Here is a 13,894-nt window from a genome sequence, read left to right on the forward strand (position 1 = left end):
TTTGGCGCGGCTGGGGGCTTACAACATGCACGGCTCGCTCTTGCCGAAGTACCGTGGGCGGGTGCCGATCAATTGGGCGGTGCTGCACGGTGAGCACGAAACCGGGGCGACGCTGCATCTCATGCACTCCAAGCCGGATTGCGGCCCGATCGTCGATCAAATGGCGGTCCCCATCTTGAGGGATGACACCGCGCATCAGGTGTTTAACAAGGTGGTGGTGGTGGCGGAGATGGTGCTGATGCGCGCTTTGCCGGCTTTGTTGGCTGGAACCGCTGTGCTGAAAACCCAAGACCTGCGCCAAGGGGCGTACTTCGGCGGGCGTCGCCCGGAGGATGGTCGTCTGCCTGTGGATGCGGGCACACAAGCTTTGCATAACTTGGTGCGTGCGGTGGCCCCGCCGTATCCGGGGGCCTTCGTGGATGTCTTGGACCCCGTGAGCAGCCAGCTCCGGCGTCTCATGGTGTTGCGCACGCACATCCTTGCGCCCGCAGGTGCTGGGCCTTGCCAACCCGCTCTATCGGTCGGCTGGGCCACGGATGATGCACGGGGTCTCATCTTGGATGCGGCGGATGGTGGGCGATTGCAGGTCTTGGCTTGCACGCTCGATGGTGAGCCTTGGGATGCAGCGTATGGGCTGCGGCGTTGGGGCGCGCACAAAAGACTCACTGCATGGGCAGGATAGATAATCCCACCCATGCTGAAAGTTCTCATTTTGGGTGTCAACGGTTTTATCGGACACCACCTGACCCGTCGCATCATCGAAACCACCGACTGGCACGTCTACGGTATGGATATGCATTCAGACCGCGTGACACCGTGGCTGAACCATCCGAACTTTCATTTCTTTGAAGGTGATCTGACCATCAACAAGGAGTGGATCGAATATCACGTCAAAAAGTGCGATGTGGTGTTGCCCTTGGTGGCCATTGCCACACCTGCGACCTATGTTCGAGAGCCATTAAGGGTGTTTGAGTTGGATTTTGAAGCCAACTTGCCGGTGATTCGGCAATGCGTTAAATACAAGAAAAGGCTGGTTTTTCCGAGCACCAGCGAGGTTTATGGCATGTGCCAAGACGAGGCTTTTGATCCGGACACCTCACCGCTGGTCTGTGGCCCGATCAATAAACCCCGTTGGATTTATGCCTCGGCCAAACAATTGATGGATCGGGTCATTCATGCCTATGGTCAGCAAGAAGGCTTGAATTACACCTTGTTCAGACCCTTCAATTGGATCGGACCGGGCCTGGATAGTTTGCATACCGCCAAGGAAGGTTCAAGCCGGGTCATCACCCAGTTTTTAGGCCATATCGTGCGGGGTGAACCGATCCAATTGGTCGATGGCGGGCATCAACAGCGTTGTTTTACGTATATCGACGATGGCATTGATGCCTTGATGACCATTTTGCACAACCCGGAGAACAAGGCCTGTGCCCAGATCTACAACATTGGTCATCCGGGCAACAACCATTCGGTGCGTGAGCTGGCGGGCATGATGCTGGCCTTGGCGGTGCAACGTCCCGAGTATCAAGAGCAAGCCGCGCGGGTGGCCTTGGTCGAAATATCTTCAGGGGACTATTACGGTGCCGGCTACCAAGATGTCACGCGCCGGGTACCGAAGATCGACAACACCTGTGCTGATCTGGCTTGGTCGCCCAAGGTGTCGATGGCTGAGGCCTTGGTGCGGATCTTCGACCATTATCGTGATCAGCTCGAAGCTGCTTCACATTTGAACGACTGAGGCGGGAGACGGCGGCATGGCACGGATCGCACTCAAGATTGATGTCGATACGTGGCGTGGCACGCGCGAAGGCATGCCGGCCTTGGCGCAGTGGTTGGAGCGCCGAGGCGTTCAAGCCACTTTTCTGTTCAGTCTGGGTCCCGATCACACCGGACGGGCGTTGCGGCGAGTGTTCCGGCCCGGGTTTTTCAGCAAGGTGGCACGCACGTCGGTGGTTGAGCATTACGGCTGGCGTACTTTGATGTACGGCACGCTGCTGCCGGGCCCCGACATCGGTCGCCGCGAGGCGACCTTGCTGCGCAGCGTTGCCCGTGCCGGCTTTGAGACCGGCATCCACACGTGGGATCACGTGCGTTGGCAGGATGGCGTAGCGGCGGCCAATGAAGCTTGGACGCACCGTGAGCTGGGTCATGCAGCGCAGCGCTATGCCGAGATCTTTGGTGAATCGGCGCACATCCATGGCGCGGCGGGTTGGCAAATGAACGAAGCAGCGTATCGCCTGGAGAGCCACTTTGGCATCACGTTGGCCTCCGATACCCGGGGTTCAGCCCCATTTCTGCCGGTGGATGCTGCGGGCAAGGTGATCGGGCCGATGCAATTGCCGACCACTTTGCCGACGCTGGACGAGTTGATCGGCCGGGATGGTTGGGATGTGAGCAACGTTGAGCGTGCCTTGCTGCGCTTGACCCAAGACCGAGAGCAAGATCAGGTCTACACCCTGCACGCCGAGCTGGAAGGGCAGAAGTGGCTGCCCATTTTTGAACGTCTGATCCAAGGATGGCAGGTACAAGGCCATGGTTTGACCTCGCTCGGTGAGCTTGCATCGACCCTTGACCCCAAGACTTTGCCGCGCTGTCAGGTGGGACAAGGTCAGGTACTGGGGCGCAGTGGCGTGCTGGCGGTACCCTTATCGCTCAGCGTGTAGGGTGGGACGTTGTCGAGTGACGATAAATGGCCAAGGATTCTTCATCATCTGTCGGGCGGCGCTCCCGATGGACGAATCGCCAACCTGTGGGGGCGGCGGCCAAGGTGTGGCGCATGGACACGCTTTGAATGCGCCACGGGCACTGGGCTGCTTCGACGCTTGAGTGGGCGACCACATGCCAATCGGGGCCGAAGAATTGCAAGGCGGCGGTCTGCCCACGTGTCAGGTCAAGGGCGACGACACAAGCATGGGCCGGAATGTGCTGTGCCACCCGCTCAATCAGCATACGGTAGCTGCGTGCGTGGTCGAGCAGTGGCAGCCACAAGGTCATCAGTAGCAACCAGCTGAGCGCCACCCCCGAGGCCGGCAGAACCAGCGATTTCCAAAGGGCTTCCTGATGTCGCCCGGTGCGCCAGCGCACCAACCAGAGCCAAGTGGCCGTGGCCAGCAAGGCCAAGATCAGTGACCAAGGCTCAAATTGGCTGATGAATTCAGGGGCCAATCGGGCCACATTGGCCGCCGGCTGCTTCGGAATGCCCGTCTGGATGGCGAGATAAATGACCCAGATGGTTAGCGCACAAAAGCTGAAGAAGAAAACCGAAAACCAGTCGATAGCGGCCGAAACACTGCGCTGCAAGGTTGGCAAGGCAAATGCGGCCAACACGGCCATGCCGGGCAGCGCCAACATCAGCGCTCGGTCTGAATTGCCCATGCTCAAGCTGGTGCTGAGCATGATGGACACCACCACCAAAGGCAGGGCAATATGGCGGCGGTTGAGCTGAAAGCGCCAGCGCCAGAGGGTCCACGCGGCCAGCGGCCAAACGGGCCAAGCGAACCAGATCAGCAATTTTGGAAAAGCCATCACCGTGGTAGGTGTGATGGCCAAGCGCACGATCCACGCACCACACAGCGTGGCGGTACCCAAGGAGGCAAGGGCCGCGATAGCAATCCAAGGCAGAAGCTTTTGCAAAGGAGCGGCACTGGATTTCCAGGCAATCACTGCGCTGCCCAGCGTCAGCAACAGAGCGGTGGAGGCGGCTCCGCTGGCTGCCAAAATAACGGGTGCCGCGACCAAGGTACACCGCGCTGCCATGGGTCGGTAGGGGCTGACGGCCAAGCTGTAGAGCAAGAGCGCCACAGCGAAAAGCTGCATCAACTCAGGCGTGGTCTCATGCCCCAATTGCAACAAGCCCAAAGCGGCCATCAAGGCCAGTACTGAGCCATCGGCAATGGCTCGGGCGTAATCAATGGGATGGGCTTCGCCACCAAAGGCATAGGCGACGGGTTGGGCCGCCTCGGAGCGGGCTAGGTAGTACGTGGCGTACCACGTGAGGGTGAGGGTGGCGATCAGCAGTAAGGCGAATGGCAGCCGCGCTGCAAAGGCCGTACCCAGCATTGGCCCCAGCCATTGCATGCATAGCGCACCCAGGCCGTAGGGCAAGACACTGCCGTCTGAAGGAAAGCCCACGATGGCGGGTGAAAGCCACGATGTCTCACCCTTTAAGAGGGCCAGCATGTGGCCCACCGCGCTGATGTCCGCCGCTTTCCATGGGTCGCGACCTAACAGGCCAGGAACCACATAGGCCAAACACAAAAGGTACAGCGCCACACGCGGAAGTTGACGAGCGGCTCGTTGCCCAACGACAGCTGGATTAGGAAGTGTGTTCACACTCATCAAGGGGTTCAATGAAAAAGGCAGCCACAGAGGCTGCCTTTTGAAGCAATAACCAGATGGTGTCCGGGTTACTTCTTGATGCTGATGCGGGCAAACTTGTTGCGGAACTTCTCGACACGTCCGCCCAAGCTGTCCACGCTCTTTTGCGTGCCCGTGTAGAAGGGATGTGTTTCGCTGGTGGTTTCCAGCTTGAACAGCGGCAGTTCGCGACCGTCTTCCATCTTGACTGTTTCGCGGGTGTGCGCGCACGAACGCGTCACAAACTTGAAACCGTTGGACAGATCGACGAAGCAAACGTCGCGATAATTAGGATGAATTCCGTCTTTCATGGGGTCGCCTCACGCTGAGTAGCCAACAGCCACGATGCCCAATGCATCGCACTTGCCGATAGCGGAAAACCGCGCATTATACGCGGCAAAGATTCTTAGCCACCACGACGCATCATGTCGAAGAAGTCGTGGTTGGTTTTGGTGGAACGCATCTTGTCAAGGATGAACTCCATCGCTGCAATTTCATCCATGGGATACAGCAGCTTGCGCAAGATCCACGTTTTTTGCAGGATCTCTGCCTTTAGCAGCAGCTCTTCGCGGCGGGTACCCGACTTGTTCAGCAGGATCGACGGATAGACGCGCTTCTCGGCCATGCGACGATCCAAATGGATTTCGCAGTTGCCGGTGCCCTTAAACTCTTCGTAGATGACTTCATCCATGCGGCTGCCGGTATCGACCAGGGCGGTGCCGATGATGGTCAAAGAGCCCCCTTCTTCGATATTGCGTGCGGCACCGAAGAAGCGTTTCGGGCGTTGCAAGGCGTTGGCATCCACACCACCGCTCAACACTTTGCCGGAGGATGGGAGCACGTTGTTGTAGGCGCGAGCCAAGCGGGTGATGGAATCGAGCAGGATGACGACATCCTTTTTCAACTCGACCAACCGTTTGGCGCGCTCAATGACCATTTCGGCCACTTGAACGTGACGTGCTGCGGGCTCATCAAAAGTGGAGCTGATGACTTCGCCACGCACGGTCCGTTGCATTTCCGTGACTTCTTCGGGACGCTCATCCACCAACAACACGATCATGTGTGCATCGGGATGGTTGGCCGTGATGGCATGAGCCAAGTGCTGCATCATCACCGTTTTACCGCTTTTGGGCGGTGCCACGAGTAAAGCGCGCTGGCCTTTGCCGATGGGCGCAATCAAATCAATGATGCGGCTGGTGATATTTTCATCATTACGAATTTCACGTTCGAGTCTGAACTGCTCTTGTGGGAAGAGCGGTGTCAGGTTTTCGAACATGATTTTGTTTTTGCTTTCCTCGGGCGTTAAACCATTAACACGGTCCACCTTAACCAAAGCAAAATAACGTTCCCCATCTTTGGGCACCCTGACTTCGCCTTCAATCATGTCTCCAGTGTGGAGATTGAAACGTCGAATTTGGCTGGGCGAAAGATAAATATCATCGGTACTCGCCAAGAAACTTGTTTCTGGCGAACGAAGAAATCCAAATCCATCGGGAAGAACTTCGAGAACACCATCGCCAAAAATTTGCTCACCTTGCTTGGCGCGCTTTTTCATGATGGCAAACATCAGCTCTTGCTTGCGCAGACGACCTGTGTTTTCAATCTCTAGTGGTTCAGCGATTCTGACCAGTTCGGAGATGTGTTTGACCTTGAGTTCTGAAAGGTGCATAGACTGATCGATTCCAAAGAACTTAACTGCGTATCACAGAAAATATCTTTAGGTGATTATTTGATGGCGGACAGATCTTTAGAAGATCAGAGGATGAAAATATGTTAAATAACAAGCGCCCCTTGATTTTTTATCAAGGGGCGTTGATGGCAATTTAAAGATTGCTATCAATAAACGTGGAGAGCTGAGCTTTGGTCACGGCTCCAACTTTCGTTGCTACCAAGGCCCCGTTTTTAAAGACCATCAAAGTCGGAATACCGCGAATGCCGTATTTCGAGGGGATGACCCTGTTTTCATCGACGTTCATTTTGACGATGCTAACGCGATCTTTGTAGGCACCCGCCAATTCGTCCAAGATGGGAGAAATTTGCTTACAGGGGCCACACCAAACCGCCCAGTAATCTACCAGTACGGGTAGGCCGGACTTGATGACTTCATCGTCAAAAGTGGCGTCGGTGACGTTCTTGATGAGATCACTGCTCATATGTTTAATTTCCGTGGATAAACACAGGCCGCAAGACGCAGCAGCCCCTGTGCGTGCTTGATTGTGGCACGAACAAACGGATCCGAAGGTGCTTCAGTGGATTCGAAACCAAACAAGCCGAAAAATATGCACGGTTTGGTATTCTTGTGCGAATGAGACTGAAACTCTTTGCAGACCGATGAATTTTGTGGGTTGACGAGCCTTAACCTCGGCACTGACAGCTATCAGTTAGGGCTGCTTCGTTCCCGACCTGACCCGATTGGCCGCGCCACCATGCGAGGGGGCCCGTCAGGCGGCATTTTAACGGTAAACAAACAAATATTTGCCACTAAGGCAAAAAATAAAAGCAGCCTTGGCTGCTTTTATAAATTTGGCTCCCTGACCTGGACTCGAACCAGGGACCTGCGGATTAACAGTCCGTCGCTCTACCGACTGAGCTATCAGGGATCAATTAAGAATTTGATTGTATTTGCGATAATGGAGCCTTGTCAAGCGAATCAAGCATCTTTTTCAAGATCAGTCGCATGGACGCCCAGCAACATGTGAAGTTTAGGACTGGACGTGGTGTAGAGCAGGGGAGCTGGTTCCTGATGCGGGAACACATAACGCATCGCAGCGAAGGCGGCCAAGGTGGCTTCATGGAAGCTGCACAGGATCAGCTTCCTTTTGCCCGGATACGTACTGATATCGCCAATGGCGAACAGACCTGCGGTACTGCTTTCGAAGTGCGCTGTGTCCACAGGGATCTGCTTGCGATCTAGGTTCAACCCCCAGTGGGCGATCGGGCCCAGCTTGGGTGATCGCCCCAGCCGTACCAGCAGATGATCGATCGGAAGCACGGTGTCAGTTCCATCCGCCTGAGTGACGATCAGATCTTGGAGGCGGTTCTCGTGTTCGATATATCCCGTGATTTGTCCCGCCATGAACTGCATCTGCCGTTGCTCACACACGGTTTGCATGCGGAGTAGCTTGGCTGGTGTGGCCTTGATGTCATGGCGTCGATGAATCAAGGTCACCGAAGCGGCTTGTTCGGGACCCGATTGGGCAAAACGCAAGGCACAGTCGAGCGCTTCTTCATCCCCGCCCACAACCACCAGTCGTTGGCCCGCGAAAAGCGAGGTAGGCCGCAGTGGTACTTGATAGAACAGTTGGGTGTTGGCATGTTTTTCTAGGCCATCGACAGGGAGTCTGCGCGGCTCAAAGGCACCCACACCCGCAGCCACGAACAGGGTCCGGCTTAGAAATTGGGACCCTCGACTGGTTTCGACGTAAAAGCGACCATCGGTTTGATGTGTGACCGTGGTCACCGTCTGATCGAGATGGAAAGGGGCGCTGAAAGGCCTGATCTGCTCTAGCAGGCGGGCGATCAGCTCGTTACCGGTGCATGCGGGGATGCCGGGAATGTCATAGATAGGCTTGTCCGGATACAGCTCTGAGCACTGTCCACCGGGTTGTTCCAGCGCATCAATGACATGCGCCTTGATGCCGAGGAGGCCCAACTCGAAAACCTGAAACAGCCCTGCCGGCCCGGCCCCGATGATGACAGCATCGGTTTCGATGATCGAGCCGGCTGGTTCTGCCATGTCGATCCAACGAGATCAGCGAATCAGTTCGCTGAGTTTGCCGGTTTTGTCTTTCCAAGCGTCTGCATCTGGCAAGGCCGCCTTGCGCTTGGTGATGCTGGGCCATGTCTTGGCCAGATCGGCGTTGAGCTGGATGTAGAGCTTTTGTTGAGCTGTCACATCTTCTTCGGGGACGATGGCATTGACGGGGCATTCGGGAATGCACACCGCGCAGTCAATGCATTCATCCGGGTCGATGGTAAGAAAATTGGGACCTTCCCGGAAGCAATCGACGGGGCAAACATCCACACAGTCGGTGTACTTGCAGCGGATACATGCTTCGGTGACAACGTGGGTCATGAAAGGACTCTCAAAAAATAAGCAAGCGCGAATACATGGAATTCGCACCTGCGCCAATAAAAGGAGGATGCCATTCTACGAGCTAAGGCACCGGGCATCGATTTGATGTAGGTCAAGCGACCAGCAACGCGCCACTGGTGCGGTTGGTGGTTGGATCGACCACGATCAATGCGCCGCCAATGCGGTTACTTGCATACGCCTCGACAGGTAGGGCCTGCTGAGTCTGAATCTGCACATGGCCGATCTCATTGACCGCAAGTTGGTGGGCTTCGACTTTGTTCAAGGTGTGGATGTCAAGGCGATGGTTGATCGCTGTGATACGCATCTGCACCCAGCGATTGCCATGACGCACCCAGTACTTGCGCCCTACCACAGCGGGTTCGGTATCAAGCCAAGCCAAGGTGGCCTCAAATTCTTGCGTCGTCGGTGCGCTGCCGGGGGTGAAGATCCAGTCGCCACGCGACACATCCACCTGACGGTCCAGCACGATGCCGGCCGACTGGCCCGCTTCACAGCTGTCCACGTCAAGACCGGCGTGGCGCACGCCAGCGACGATGGCTGTTTCGCCGCTCGGAAAGATAGCGACGGTGTCGCCGGCCTTGACGCTGCCGTGGGCGATACGACCCCACATAACGCGATGTTGATGACCCGTACCTTCACCGTCGTCGCGGGCGACATATTGCACGGGTACCAGCAGATTGCCGTCGTGCGCTTCATCGGTGACCGGCAAACCTTCCAAAATTTGCAACAGCGTTGGGCCGCTGTACCAAGGCCAGTTGGCGGAGGGTGTGGCGACGTTATCGCCGCGCAGCGCCGACACTGGCACGATGCCTTTGACCGTGATGCCCGCTTCGACCGCAAACTTGGTCAGTGCTGTGGCCACAGCGTTGAATGCACCTTCGGTGCCCACCTCAATGGCGTCGAGCTTGTTGATCGCGAAGACGATGCTCGGCACGCGCAGCAGGCGCGCCAGCAGACTGTGGCGGCGCGTCTGCGGCAGGAGCAGTACCTCGGCCACGCGGGTGTCGAGCTTGGTGATGTCCACCAGCACCACGGCGGCATCCGAACCGGCCGCAGCGGTCACCATGTTGCGGGTGTACTGCTCGTGACCGGGGGCATCGGCAATGATGAACTTGCGCTTCTTGGTGGCGAAATACTGGTACGCCACGTCGATCGTGATGCCTTGCTCACGCTCGGCTTCCAATCCATCGGTCAGCAGGGACAGATCAATCGGCGCGCCGGCCGCGCGCTTTTCGAGCGCGTCAAGCTGATCAGCCAAGATGCCTCGGCTGTCGAACAGCAGTCGGCCAATCAGCGTGCTTTTGCCGTCATCAACACTGCCGGCGGTCAGAAAACGCAGCGCCTTGTGAGCCAGCTCAGTGTTGGCATCGAGATGTTGTGCTGACTGTTCGGAGGTATTCATCAAGGTGCTCATCAGAAGTAGCCTTCCTTCTTGCGGCGCTCCATCGAGGCCTCAGAGGTGCGGTCGTCCATACGGGTGGCCCCGCGTTCTGAAACGGTGACTTGCAGCGTTTCGGCAACGATATCGGCGGTGTTACGGGCCAGACTCTCGACCGGGCAAGTGCATGTCATGTCACCGACGGTACGAAAGCGCACATCAACGGTTTCGATGGTTTCACCCGCTAAGGGCGGTGTGACCTCAGTCAATGGCACCAACAGGCCCTTGCGGCGCATCACTTGACGCGGGTGGGTGTAGTAAATGTTGGGCAGGGGGATGTTTTCGCGGGCGATGTAGAGCCACACATCGAGCTCGGTCCAGTTGCTGATCGGGAAGGTTCTGAAGTTTTCGCCCGGCTTGATGCGGGTGTTGAACAGGTTCCAGAGTTCCGGGCGCTGCTCCTTAGGCTGCCACTGACCGAAGCTGTCACGGTGGCTAAAGATGCGTTCCTTGGCGCGGGCTTTTTCCTCGTCGCGCCGTGCTCCGCCAATCAGGCAGTCGAAGCGGTGCTCTTCGATCGCCTCAAGCAGGGTGACAGTCTGGTGACCATTGCGCGACTCCAGCGGGTGAGCTAGGCGAATCGTGCCGCGCTGGATGGAGTCATCGAGGTGACCGATCACCAAGCGTTCGCCCATCTCTTTGATGCGAGCATCGCGAAAGGTGATGACTTCAGGGAAGTTGTGGCCGGTATCGACGTGCAGTAACGGAAAGGGCAGTTTGCCAGCGAAGGTGGGACGCTCGCCCACCTTGGATATCTTGCGTTTAAAGGCTTTCTCGGCCAGATGCAGCACGACGCAGGAGTCCTTGCCGCTGGAAAAGAGCAAGCCGGGGCGCTCGAAGGCACCAGCCACTTCGCGCAGAATGAAGATGGCTTCTTCTTCTAGGGCGTCGAGGTGGCGATGATCCACGTCAGGGAGCAGTTTGGTCATGGGTGTCGAGGCATTCATATCTTGTTCTATCGGTTGCCGAGTCGAGCCTCAGCCTTGGGACGCGTGGGCGACGTGCAGGCCACATTCCTTGGCCGCTTCGTCTTCCCACCACCAGCGTCCGGCGCGGAAGTCTTCACCCACCGCGATGGCGCGGGTGCAGGGTGCGCAGCCGATGCTGGGCATGAACTGGTCGTGCAGCGGGTTGTAGGGCACCTCGAACGTCGAGATGTAGTGCCAGACATCGTTCCAGCTCCAGTCCACCAAGGGGCTGATTTTGGCACGGCCATGATCATCGGTTTCCATGGCTTTGGCCTCACCGCGTGCGTTCGATTGCTCGCGGCGCAAACCCGTGACCCAAGCACTGCGGCCCTGCAACATGCGCGCCAACGGCTCCAGTTTGCGCACACCGCAGCAGCCTTTGCGTAGCGCGATGCTGTGGTACATGGCTTTCTCGCCATGCTTCTGCACGAACTCGATCACGCTCGTTTCAATCGGGCGATAGACCTCGACGGGCAGTTGGTAGCGCGCTTCGATGCGCCCGATCAAGGCCACCGTTTCGGCGTGTAGCGCCCCGGTTTCTAAGGTGCCCAAGGCAATAGGCAGATGATGGCGGGCGATCAAGTCGGTGATCACCATGTCCTCGGCCCCCAAACTGGTGGCTTGGACGATGCTGCCGCCGAACTGCTTGGCAGCCTTCTGGAGGGTGGTGGTCGTGGCAGCGAGGCGCTCTTCGAATCCGGGCGTGGGGCGGGCGTACAGCTCAATGGCACTCATGCTTGCGCCCCTTTGGATGCATCGTCTTTGTCCTTCGAGGCAAAGGCCGCCGCATGGGACCACGCATCGTTCTGGTAATGCTGCGGGTAATGTTCGATATAGAAGGACAGTGCGCGCTCCGCCGCAGCTTGGTCGCCTTCACGGCGCAATTGCACCGCATCAAAGCCGGTGCGGTGCAACAGGGGCAGCATGTCGATCAAAACCTCGCCCGTGGCACGGATTTCACCTTGAAAGCCAAGTCGGGTGCGCAGCAGATAAGCCTGACTGTAGGCACGACCATCCATCCACTTGGGAAAGTTCAGGACCACCAAGGCGATGCGGCTGACATCAGCAGCGAGGCTGAGAACGTCAAACGTGTTGTCTAGGCTCAAGCCCGTCGTGACGCTGGTGGGCCAATCCTCGCGTACCGCGTGCCACTGTGCGGCAGTCAGCAGTCGGTGGGGTGCTGGGCTGGGGTGCGAGATGGGGCCATCTTCGCCAGCAGCAGGGGACCAAGCATCGGTGGTGGCGTGGATGTACTTCATGGCGTCACGAGATCGGTGGGGCGTGGAGAGGCAAGGGTCGTGGCTGCCGTGGTCACGGTCCGCGTCGTGTGCGCACGGCGCTTGAATTCATCACTGCCTATACGGCGTAAGGTATCAATGAACGTTTCGCCTTGGCTGCGTCGGTCACGGTAGACCTCTAGCAAGGCTTCGATGGCATCAGGAACTTCTTCGGCGGCGAAGGAGGGTCCGATCACCTTGCCGGGCACAGGTGCGCCCGACAGGGTCGATCCATCCGAGCCGCCCAAAGTGATTTGATACCACTCGCTGCCATCTTTATCGACCCCCAAAATGCCGATATGGCCGGTGTGATGGTGGCCGCAGGAATTCATGCAGCCGCTAATGTGTAGATCAATGTCGCCGAGGTCGAACAAGGTATCCAGATCTTCAAAGCGTTCTGTGATGCTTTGGGCCACAGGGATGGAACGTGCATTGGCCAAGGCGCAGAAGTCACCACCTGGGCAGGTGATCATGTCCGTGATTAAACCGATATTGGGGTGTGCCAGCCGTTGGGCCCGGGCCGCTTCATGGAGTTCCGCCAAATCCGTGACTCGCACCCACGGTAGCAGCAGATTTTGATCATGCGTGATGCGCAGTTCGCCGTGACTGAAACGATCCGCCAAATCAGCGGCTGCGTTCATTTGTTCCGCCGTGATATCGCCCGGGGCTTGGCCCGGGTATTTAAGCGAAAGCGTCACCGCTCGATAGCCTGCCCAGCGATGGGGGTGGACGTTGCGGCTCAGCCAGCGTGTCAGCTGTGGGGTGGCGGTGGTGGTGGTCGCTGACGCTTCGCTGTCGGCGGTGACATGCAGGCCCACTGGCGGTAGGAACGACGGGCTGACCCGGTCGAGTTCTTGTTGGCTCAGGAGATGCGCGCCGCCATCTTGTATCAGCAATTGCTTGAATTCGAGCTTGACTGCATCGACAAAGGCTTGGCCCTCGGCTTTGACGAGAATCTTGATGCGCGCTTTATAAGCGTTGTCGCGCCGACCGTAGAGGTTGTAGACCCGAACAATCGCTTCGATGAAGACGAGGATTTGCTGCCAGGGCACGAAAGCGTGAATCTCGCTGGCGATGATGGGTGTGCGACCCATGCCGCCGCCCACCAAAACACGAAAACCGACCGCGCCCACCTCATTGCGGCGCACTTGCAGGCCGATGTCGTGCCAAGCAATAGCCGCTCGGTCTTCGCTCGCCCCCGTGACCGCAACTTTGAACTTGCGGGGCAAGAAGGCAAATTCGGGGTGAAGCGTGCTCCATTGACGCAGCAACTCGCAGTAAGGACGTGGATCGACCTCTTCGTCCACCGCAATACCGGCCAAGGCATCACTGGTGGTGTTGCGAATACAGTTGCCCGAGGTTTGAATGCCGTGCATGTCCACGTCGGCAAGACGATCCATCACGTCAGCAGCGCGATTCAGGGGGATCCAGTTGAACTGGACGTTCTGACGCGTGGTGAGGTGCGCAAACCCTTGATCAAACTCGGCGGCGATCCGTCCGAGCGTGCGCAGTTGCTGGCTGGAAATTTCACCATAAGGCACTGCCACACGCAGCATGGGTGCGTGGCGCTGGACGTACCAGCCGTTTTGGAGCCGAAGCGGCCGGAATTCGTCATCAGACAGGGCACCGCTGAGATTGCGCTCAAGTTGATCGCGAAATTGAGCGGCGCGCGCATGGACGAAGTGTCGATCGAAGTCGGTGTAGCGGTACATCTGGTGGGCACTGTGTGGGGTGCCACCACTGTACGAAGGAGTCTTAT

14 protein-coding genes, 1 tRNA gene and 1 other RNA gene are annotated in these 13,894 nt (G+C 57.6%); 3 read left to right on the forward strand and 13 right to left on the reverse strand.

The genetic code is table 11. The annotated features are described in order from the left end of the window. From AC3VI7_RS01200 to AC3VI7_RS01210, 3 genes are all read left to right on the forward strand, one after another. The coding region (locus AC3VI7_RS01200; protein ID WP_489671369.1) for a formyltransferase family protein at positions 1 to 682 on the forward strand (682 nt) is incomplete at its 5' end. 12 nt (positions 683 to 694) lie between these two features. Then, entirely contained in the window at positions 695 to 1,738 is a 1,044-nt protein-coding gene (locus tag AC3VI7_RS01205) for a bifunctional UDP-4-keto-pentose/UDP-xylose synthase (RefSeq protein ID WP_489668711.1), read from the forward strand. A gap of 16 nt (positions 1,739 to 1,754) precedes the next feature. Beyond that, positions 1,755 to 2,663, forward strand: a complete 909-nt coding sequence (locus tag AC3VI7_RS01210; protein ID WP_489668712.1) for a polysaccharide deacetylase family protein — start codon at positions 1,755 to 1,757, stop codon at positions 2,661 to 2,663. Here AC3VI7_RS01210 and AC3VI7_RS01215 read toward each other — a convergent pair. The 13 genes from AC3VI7_RS01215 to AC3VI7_RS01275 form a co-directional block, all read right to left on the reverse strand. Further along, a complete protein-coding gene (locus AC3VI7_RS01215) occupies positions 2,653 to 4,179 on the reverse strand; it encodes a hypothetical protein (RefSeq protein WP_489668713.1) in 1,527 nt (508 codons plus the stop codon). The two genes, AC3VI7_RS01210 and AC3VI7_RS01215, sit on opposite strands and share 11 nt — an antisense overlap. A 227-nt stretch (positions 4,180 to 4,406) precedes the next feature. Then, a complete protein-coding gene (locus AC3VI7_RS01220) occupies positions 4,407 to 4,667 on the reverse strand; it encodes a type B 50S ribosomal protein L31 (protein WP_489668714.1) in 261 nt (86 codons plus the stop codon). 95 nt (positions 4,668 to 4,762) lie between these two features. Further along, positions 4,763 to 6,025, reverse strand: a complete 1,263-nt coding sequence (gene rho / locus AC3VI7_RS01225; RefSeq protein WP_489668715.1) for a transcription termination factor Rho — start codon at positions 6,023 to 6,025, stop codon at positions 4,763 to 4,765. Between the two features lie 154 nt (positions 6,026 to 6,179). Further along, entirely contained in the window at positions 6,180 to 6,509 is a 330-nt protein-coding gene (trxA, locus tag AC3VI7_RS01230; RefSeq protein WP_489668716.1) for a thioredoxin, read from the reverse strand. Between the two features lie 191 nt (positions 6,510 to 6,700). After that, positions 6,701 to 6,799: signal recognition particle sRNA small type (gene ffs, locus AC3VI7_RS01235), an RNA gene on the reverse strand. 81 nt (positions 6,800 to 6,880) lie between these two features. Then, positions 6,881 to 6,956, reverse strand: a tRNA-Asn gene (locus AC3VI7_RS01240). Between the two features lie 50 nt (positions 6,957 to 7,006). Then, the gene (locus AC3VI7_RS01245; RefSeq protein ID WP_489668717.1) at positions 7,007 to 8,092 is read right to left on the reverse strand and encodes an NAD(P)/FAD-dependent oxidoreductase; all 1,086 of its coding nucleotides are present in this window, start codon (positions 8,090 to 8,092) and stop codon (positions 7,007 to 7,009) included. Positions 8,093 to 8,107: 15 nt separating this feature from the next. Continuing rightward, positions 8,108 to 8,431, reverse strand: a complete 324-nt coding sequence (gene fdxA, locus AC3VI7_RS01250) for a ferredoxin FdxA (RefSeq protein ID WP_489668718.1) — start codon at positions 8,429 to 8,431, stop codon at positions 8,108 to 8,110. A gap of 112 nt (positions 8,432 to 8,543) precedes the next feature. Continuing rightward, on the reverse strand, positions 8,544 to 9,854 hold the full coding sequence (locus AC3VI7_RS01255; protein ID WP_489668719.1) for a sulfate adenylyltransferase subunit 1: 1,311 nt from the start codon (positions 9,852 to 9,854) through the stop codon (positions 8,544 to 8,546). A gap of 11 nt (positions 9,855 to 9,865) precedes the next feature. Continuing rightward, entirely contained in the window at positions 9,866 to 10,837 is a 972-nt protein-coding gene (gene cysD, locus AC3VI7_RS01260; RefSeq protein ID WP_489668720.1) for a sulfate adenylyltransferase subunit CysD, read from the reverse strand. Between the two features lie 30 nt (positions 10,838 to 10,867). Further along, on the reverse strand, positions 10,868 to 11,593 hold the full coding sequence (locus AC3VI7_RS01265) for a phosphoadenylyl-sulfate reductase (protein WP_489668721.1): 726 nt from the start codon (positions 11,591 to 11,593) through the stop codon (positions 10,868 to 10,870). Next, complete coding sequence (locus tag AC3VI7_RS01270; RefSeq protein WP_489668722.1) at positions 11,590 to 12,117, reverse strand: DUF934 domain-containing protein; 528 nt, start codon at positions 12,115 to 12,117, stop codon at positions 11,590 to 11,592. Before AC3VI7_RS01270 ends, AC3VI7_RS01265 begins: the two co-directional genes overlap by 4 nt. After that, positions 12,114 to 13,847, reverse strand: a complete 1,734-nt coding sequence (locus AC3VI7_RS01275) for a nitrite/sulfite reductase (RefSeq protein WP_489668723.1) — start codon at positions 13,845 to 13,847, stop codon at positions 12,114 to 12,116. Before AC3VI7_RS01275 ends, AC3VI7_RS01270 begins: the two co-directional genes overlap by 4 nt. Positions 13,848 to 13,894 lie beyond the last annotated feature (47 nt).

This window comes from Leptothrix toolikensis (SeqCode) (genome assembly GCF_057922285.1).

Excerpts from the sequence above, each read along its gene's own strand:
- AC3VI7_RS01205 (WP_489668711.1), top strand. The coding sequence starts at position 695 with ATGCTGAAAGTTCTCATTTTGGGTGTCAACGGTTTTATCGGACACCAC.
- AC3VI7_RS01210 (WP_489668712.1), top strand. The coding sequence starts at position 1,755 with ATGGCACGGATCGCACTCAAGATTGATGTCGATACGTGGCGTGGCACG.
- AC3VI7_RS01215 (WP_489668713.1), bottom strand. The coding sequence starts at position 4,179 with ATGCTGGCCCTCTTAAAGGGTGAGACATCGTGGCTTTCACCCGCCATC.
- AC3VI7_RS01220 (WP_489668714.1), bottom strand. The coding sequence starts at position 4,667 with ATGAAAGACGGAATTCATCCTAATTATCGCGACGTTTGCTTCGTCGAT.
- rho (WP_489668715.1), bottom strand. The coding sequence starts at position 6,025 with ATGCACCTTTCAGAACTCAAGGTCAAACACATCTCCGAACTGGTCAGA.
- trxA (WP_489668716.1), bottom strand. The coding sequence starts at position 6,509 with ATGAGCAGTGATCTCATCAAGAACGTCACCGACGCCACTTTTGACGAT.
- AC3VI7_RS01245 (WP_489668717.1), bottom strand. The coding sequence starts at position 8,092 with ATGGCAGAACCAGCCGGCTCGATCATCGAAACCGATGCTGTCATCATC.
- fdxA (WP_489668718.1), bottom strand. The coding sequence starts at position 8,431 with ATGACCCACGTTGTCACCGAAGCATGTATCCGCTGCAAGTACACCGAC.
- AC3VI7_RS01255 (WP_489668719.1), bottom strand. The coding sequence starts at position 9,854 with ATGAATACCTCCGAACAGTCAGCACAACATCTCGATGCCAACACTGAG.
- cysD (WP_489668720.1), bottom strand. The coding sequence starts at position 10,837 with ATGAATGCCTCGACACCCATGACCAAACTGCTCCCTGACGTGGATCAT.
- AC3VI7_RS01265 (WP_489668721.1), bottom strand. The coding sequence starts at position 11,593 with ATGAGTGCCATTGAGCTGTACGCCCGCCCCACGCCCGGATTCGAAGAG.
- AC3VI7_RS01270 (WP_489668722.1), bottom strand. The coding sequence starts at position 12,117 with ATGAAGTACATCCACGCCACCACCGATGCTTGGTCCCCTGCTGCTGGC.
- AC3VI7_RS01275 (WP_489668723.1), bottom strand. The coding sequence starts at position 13,847 with ATGTACCGCTACACCGACTTCGATCGACACTTCGTCCATGCGCGCGCC.